Genomic DNA, 6,181 nt, shown 5'->3' with positions numbered 1-6,181 from the left:
GATCCGAGCTGACGGGCGGTCGCCGCGCAGGAAACCCGGGATGCTCGTAGGATGGGCTGGTGGAGTTGAACGATGAGCGCCGATTTCGCCAATTGCTGCCGCATTCCGTCGGAACTTTTAGACGGCCGTGAAATTCTTATCCGAAAAGCAATTTGCTCGAAGCGCTCTTTGTTCTATGCTTTGAACAAGTTCATGCCCGAGGGGTCTTTCCAAAGCGTGCACACATCACCTGGCACCATTCCTGCGAAGAACGATGCAACGTGTGCGGCACGGATTTCCCGGGCAGCGCCCGGCTGACTCGATGGAGGTGTCTATGGTGGATGTCATCAGCAACTTCGCAGCGCGATATGAGCGCACCCGCGAAGAGGTCTTGTCCCTTCAGGAATACCTGGAGATCTGCAAACGGGAGCCCATGGCCTACGCCACGGCGGCCGAGCGGATGCTCAAGGCCATTGGCGAGCCGGAGTTGGTGGATACGCGCAACGACCCCCGCCTGTCCCGGATCTTCGCCAACAAGGTCATCAAGATCTACCCGGCCTTCCGCGAGTTCTATGGCATGGAAGATGCGATCGAACAGGTGGTGTCGTACTTCCGGCACGGCGCCCAGGGACTGGAGGAAAAGAAGCAGATCCTCTACCTGCTGGGCCCGGTGGGTGGCGGCAAGAGCTCGATCGCCGAGCGACTGAAGCAGCTGATGGAGCACGTGCCCTTCTATTCGATCAAGGGCTCGCCGGTCAACGAAACCCCGCTCGGCCTGTTCGATGCAGCCGAGGACGGCGAGATCCTCGAAAAGGAATACGGCATTCCGCGGCGCTACCTGCAGCGCATCCTGTCGCCCTGGGCCGTCAAGYGGCTGGAAGAGTACGGTGGCGACATTCGCAGGTTCCAGGTCGTCAAGCGCTACCCCTCGGTGCTGCGCCAGGTCGCGGTCGCCAAGACCGAGCCCGGCGACGAGAACAACCWGGACATCTCCTCGCTGGTTGGCAAGATCGACATCCGCAAGCTCGAGGACTACGCCCAGGACGACCCGGACGCCTACGCCTACTCCGGCGGCCTGTGCCTGGCGAACCAGGGCCTGCTCGAGTTCGTCGAGATGTTCAAGGCGCCGATCAAGGTGCTGCATCCCTTGCTGACGGCCACCCAGGAAGGCAACTTCAAGGGCACCGAGGGCTTCGGCGCGATTCCGTTCGACGGCATCGTGTTGGCGCACAGCAACGAAAGCGAATGGAAGGCCTTCCGCAACAACAAGAACAACGAGGCCTTCCTCGACCGGATCTACATCGTCAAGGTGCCCTACTGCCTGCGGGTCTCCGAAGAGATCAAGATCTACGAGAAGCTGGTGCGCAACTCGTCGCTGTCGCACGCGCCCTGCGCGCCCGGCACGCTGCGCATGATGGCCCAGTTCTCGGTGCTCACGCGGCTCAAGGAACCCGAGAACTCGAGCATCTTCAGCAAGATGCAGATCTACGACGGCGACAACCTCAAGGACACCGACCCCAAGGCCAAGTCGATGCAGGAGTACCGCGACTACGCGGGCGTCGACGAGGGCATGAGCGGCGTCTCGACGCGCTTCGCCTTCAAGATCATCTCGAAGGTCTTCAACTTCGACAGCAGCGAGGTGGCGGCGAACCCGGTGCACCTGATGTATGTGCTCGAGCAGCAGATCGAGCGCGAGCAGTTCGCGCCCGAGACCGAGCAGAAGTACCTGTCCTACATCAAGGAACTGATGGCGCCGCGCTACGCGGAATTCATCGGCAAGGAGATCCAGACGGCGTACCTCGAGAGCTATTCGGAGTACGGCCAGAACATTTTCGACCGCTACGTGACCTACGCCGACTACTGGATCCAGGACCAGGAGTACCGCGACCAGGACACCGGCGAAGTGTTCGACCGCGGCTCGCTCAACGCCGAGCTCGAGAAGATCGAGAAGCCCGCGGGCATCAGCAACCCGAAGGACTTCCGCAACGAGATCGTCAACTTCGTGCTGCGCGCGCGGGCCGGCAACGCCGGCAAGAACCCGCTGTGGACCAGTTACGAGAAGCTGCGCACGGTGATCGAGAAGAAGATGTTCTCGAACACCGAAGAGCTGCTGCCGGTCATCAGCTTCAATGCCAAGAGCAGCGCCGACGAGATGAAGAAGCACGAGGATTTCGTCAACCGGATGGTCCAGAAGGGCTATACGGCCAAGCAGGTCCGCCTGCTGTGCGAGTGGTACCTGCGCGTTCGCAAGAGTTCATGATGAACTGAAGGAGTTCTGTCCGTGGCCATGCTGCAGCAGATCATCGACCGTCGGTTGTCGGGCAAGAACAAGTCCATCGGCAACCGCGAACGTTTCCTGCGGCGCTATCGCGAGCAGATCGGCGAGGCTGTGCGCCGCGCGGTCAGCGGCCGCGGCATCCGCGACCTCGAGCAGGGCGAGGACATCACGCTGCCCAAGCGCGACGTCTCCGAGCCCGTGTTCGGCCACGGCCAGGGCGGCGACCGCGAGTACGTTCATCCGGGCAACAAGGAATACGTCAAGGGCGACCGCATCGAGCGGCCGCAGGGCGGCGGTGGCTCGGGCAGCGGCTCGCAGGCCGGCGACGGCGAAGGCGGCGAGGACGACTTCGTCTTCAGCCTGACCAAGGAGGAGTTCATGCGGGTCTTCTTCGAGGACCTCGCCCTGCCCCACCTGATCCGCACCCAGTTGGCCGAGGTGCCCGAGTGGAAAAGCCACCGCGCCGGCTTCGTCAGCGACGGCAGCCCGAGCAACCTGCACGTGGTGCGCTCGATGCGCGGCGCGCTGGCACGCCGCATCGCGCTCGGCGGCGATTCGCGGCGCGAGATCCGCGAACTCGAGGCGCACCTGCTGCACCTGCGGCGCGGTCCGCGGGTGGCCGACGCCCTGGTGCAACGCGAGATCCGCGAGACCGAGGCCAAGCTCGAGGAGCTGCGCGCCAAGGCCAAGCACGTGCCCTTCCTCGACCCGATCGACCTGCGCTACCGCAATCGGGTCAAGGTGCCGATCCCGTCGGCCAAGGCCGTGATGTTCTGCCTGATGGACGTCTCGGGCTCGATGGACGAGGCGCGCAAGGACATGTCGAAGCGCTTCTTCATGCTGCTCTACATGTTCCTGACGCGGCACTACGAGAAGATCGACCTGGTCTTCATCCGCCACCACACGCAGGCCTCGGAGGTCACCGAGGAAGAGTTCTTCCATGCCACCGAGACTGGCGGCACCGTGGTCTCGAGCGCCCTCACGCTGATGCTCGACATCGTGCGCGCCCGCTACCCCAGCGGCGAGTGGAACATCTACGGCGCCCAGGCCAGCGACGGCGACAACTGGCACCAGGACAGCGGCCGCTGCCGCGAGCTGCTGGCCGACCACCTGCTGCCGCTGGTGCGCTACTACGCCTACGTGCAGGTGGCCGAGGCCGAGCAGAACATGTGGGAGGAATACACCCAGCTGGCCGGCTCCCACAAGAATTTCGCGATGCGCAAGGTCAGTTCCGCGCAAGACATCTACCCCGTGTTCCGCGACCTGTTCAAGAAAGAGAGAGGCCCGGCGTGACAGAGAAGACCCGTACTCCGCTGCCCAGCCCTTCCGACTGGACCTTCGAGCTGATCGAGCAGTACCACACCGAGATCGCCCGGGTGGCCAAGGGCTACAAGCTGGACACCTACGCCAACCAGCTCGAGATCATCACGGCCGAGCAGATGATGGACGCCTATGCCTCGGTCGGCATGCCGGTGATCTACCGCCACTGGTCCTACGGCAAGCAGTTCATCGCCACCGAGAAGAACTACCGCCGCGGCCACATGGGCCTCGCCTACGAGATCGTGATCAACTCCGATCCCTGCATCGCCTACCTGATGGAAGAGAACACCATGGCCATGCAGGCCCTGGTGATCGCCCACGCGGCCTACGGGCACAACAGCTTCTTCAAGGGCAACTACCTGTTCAAGATGTGGACCGATGCGTCCTCGATCATCGACTACCTGGTCTATGCCCGGAACTACATCAGCGAATGCGAGGAGCGCCATGGGGTCGGGGCGGTCGAGGACCTGCTCGATTCCTGCCACGCGCTGATGAACCACGGCGTCGACCGCTACCGCCGGCCGCAGCGGCTGTCGCTGAGCCAGGAGCAGGCGCGCCGCGAGGAGCGCGAGCACCATCTCCAGCAGCAGGTCAACGACCTCTGGCGCACCCTGCCGCGCCGGAGCGGCCGCACGGCGGAGGACGAAGAGGCGTCGAAGCGCTTCCCGGCCGAGCCGCAGGAGAACCTGCTCTACTTCATCGAGAAAAATGCACCATTGTTGGACCCCTGGCAACGCGAAGTGGTGCGTATCGTGCGCAAAATCGGGCAGTACTTCTATCCGCAGCGCCAGACCCAGGTCATGAACGAGGGCTGGGCCACCTTCTGGCACTACACCCTGCTCAATACGCTGTACGACGAGGGCCTGCTGGCCGACGGCTTCATGATCGAATGGCTGCAGTCGCACACCAACGTGGTGTTCCAGCCCCCGATCGGCCACCGCGCGTACAGCGGCATCAATCCCTATGCGCTGGGTTTTTCGATGTTCACCGACCTGCGGCGCATTTGTGAAAAGCCGACCGAGGAAGACAGGCGCTGGTTTCCCGATCTGGCGGGTTCCGATTGGCTGACCTCGCTCGACTACGCCATGCGCAATTTCAAGGACGAGAGCTTTATTGGTCAATTCCTGTCGCCAAAGCTGATGCGCGATTTCCGCTTTTTCACGGTCCGCGACCAGGAAAGCGAGCCCGAGCTCGAGGTGTCGGCCATTCACGACGACAGCGGTTACAAGCAATTGCGCGAATCGCTGTCACGCCAATACGACCTGAACCACCGCGAGCCCAACATCCAGGTCTGGAGCGTGAACCTGCGCGGAGACCGCGCGCTGACGCTGCGCCACACCCAGCACAACAACCGCCCGCTGCACGACAACTCGACCGAGGTGCTCAAGCACGTGGCGCGGCTGTKGGGCTTCGACGTCCACCTCGAGAGCGTCGACAGCCAGGGCCGGATCAGCCACCGCAAAGTGGCCGGGCCGCAGGCCGCCTGAACCGCACCCGCACCCGCGTCAGCGCGGCAGCTTGAGCTTGGCGCGCGCGTTCAGCGCCTGATCGCGCGCGTGGCAACCCTCGATGTGGTCGTTGACCAGGCCCATGGCCTGCATGAAGGCATAGACCGTGGTCGGGCCGACGAAACTCCAGCCCCGCTTCTTGAGATCCTTCGACATTGCGATCGACTCGGGCGAGGTGGTGAAGGTCTGCAGCGCCGCATGCGTGATCCGCTTCGGCCGCGAGGCCGGATCGGGCTCGAAACCCCAGGCGTAGGCCGCCAGCGAACCGAACTCGCGGCGCAGCTCGATCACGCGGTGGGCGTTGTTGATCGCCGACTCGATCTTGCCGCGATGGCGCACGATGCCGGCATCGGCGAGCAGGCGCTCGACGTCCTTCGGACCGAAGCGCGCCATGCGCTCGGCATCGAAGTCGGCAAAGCCGCGCCGGAAGGCCTCGCGCTTGTTGAGGATCGTGAGCCAACTCAGGCCGGCCTGGAAGCCTTCGAGGCACAGCTTCTCGAACAGGCGCCGGTCGTCGGTCACCGGGAATCCCCACTCGCTGTCGTGGTAGCCCTGGTAGAGCGGCGTCGCCGCGCACCAGCGGCAGCGCCAGGCGCCGTCCTCGCCTTCGAACAGGCCGGCTCGGCCGCCCGTCACGCCGCGCTCACGCGCACCAGCGCCTCGATCGCGAGCGGATAACCCTTCACGCCGAGCCCGACGATGATGCCGCGCGCCGCCGGCGAGATGTACGAGTGGTGGCGGAACTCCTCGCGGGCATGCACATTCGAGATGTGCAGTTCGATCAGCGGCACGCTGGCGCCCTTGATGGCGTCGTGCAGCGCGATCGAGGTGTGGGTGTAGGCGCCCGGATTCATCACCACGCCGAGCATGCGGCCGGCGGCCACCTCGCGCCCCGCCTCGTGGATCCAGTCGATCAGCTGGCCCTCGTGGTTGGACTGCCGGCACTCGACGTCGATGCCGAGCGTGGCGCCGGTCTCCAGGCACATGCGCTCGACATCGGCCAGCGTTTCGTAGCCGTACTGCGCGGGCTCGCGCGTTCCGAGGAGGTTGAGGTTCGGGCCGTTGAGGACAAGGATTTTCTTCATGACGTGACTCT

Annotated in this window: 6 protein-coding genes; 4 read left to right on the top strand and 2 right to left on the bottom strand. The window is 64.1% G+C overall.

Annotated features, from left to right (window positions below; all coding sequences use genetic code 11):
- Nucleotides 1-72: 72 nt before the first annotated feature.
- The 4 genes from AC1D2E_RS27240 to AC1D2E_RS27225 are packed head-to-tail and all read left to right on the top strand — an operon-like array spanning nucleotide 73 to nucleotide 5,064.
- Complete coding sequence (locus AC1D2E_RS27240) at nucleotides 73-297, top strand: hypothetical protein (RefSeq protein WP_478176627.1); 225 nt, start codon at nucleotides 73-75, stop codon at nucleotides 295-297.
- A gap of 19 nt (nucleotides 298-316) precedes the next feature.
- Nucleotides 317-2,239 (top strand): PrkA family serine protein kinase, encoded by a 1,923-nt coding sequence (locus AC1D2E_RS27235; RefSeq protein WP_478200283.1) that lies wholly within the window; start codon nucleotides 317-319, stop codon nucleotides 2,237-2,239.
- A gap of 27 nt (nucleotides 2,240-2,266) precedes the next feature.
- Nucleotides 2,267-3,550, top strand: a complete 1,284-nt coding sequence (locus AC1D2E_RS27230) for a YeaH/YhbH family protein (protein WP_478200282.1) — start codon at nucleotides 2,267-2,269, stop codon at nucleotides 3,548-3,550.
- Nucleotides 3,436-5,064 carry a SpoVR family protein gene (locus AC1D2E_RS27225; RefSeq protein WP_478200281.1) on the top strand — a complete coding sequence of 543 codons (1,629 nt, stop codon included), beginning with the start codon at nucleotides 3,436-3,438 and terminating at the stop codon, nucleotides 5,062-5,064. Before AC1D2E_RS27230 ends, AC1D2E_RS27225 begins: the two co-directional genes overlap by 115 nt.
- 18 nt (nucleotides 5,065-5,082) lie before the next feature.
- Here the strand turns inward: AC1D2E_RS27225 and AC1D2E_RS27220 are convergent, their stop codons facing one another.
- Nucleotides 5,083-5,721, bottom strand: coding sequence for a DNA-3-methyladenine glycosylase I (locus AC1D2E_RS27220; RefSeq protein ID WP_478176628.1), 639 nt, complete (start codon nucleotides 5,719-5,721; stop codon nucleotides 5,083-5,085).
- Nucleotides 5,718-6,170 (bottom strand): type II 3-dehydroquinate dehydratase, encoded by a 453-nt coding sequence (gene aroQ / locus AC1D2E_RS27215; protein ID WP_478176629.1) that lies wholly within the window; start codon nucleotides 6,168-6,170, stop codon nucleotides 5,718-5,720. Before aroQ ends, AC1D2E_RS27220 begins: the two co-directional genes overlap by 4 nt.
- Nucleotides 6,171-6,181: the final 11 nt, after the last annotated feature.

It is taken from the genome of Variovorax sp. P1_H2, assembly GCF_056405295.1.
Note: the sequence above shows the minus strand (reverse complement) of the source record. Positions and strands in the feature narration are given on the sequence as shown.

Excerpts from the sequence above, each read along its gene's own strand:
- AC1D2E_RS27240 (WP_478176627.1), top strand. The coding sequence starts at position 73 with ATGAGCGCCGATTTCGCCAATTGCTGCCGCATTCCGTCGGAACTTTTA.
- AC1D2E_RS27230 (WP_478200282.1), top strand. The coding sequence starts at position 2,267 with ATGCTGCAGCAGATCATCGACCGTCGGTTGTCGGGCAAGAACAAGTCC.
- aroQ (WP_478176629.1), bottom strand. The coding sequence starts at position 6,170 with ATGAAGAAAATCCTTGTCCTCAACGGCCCGAACCTCAACCTCCTCGGA.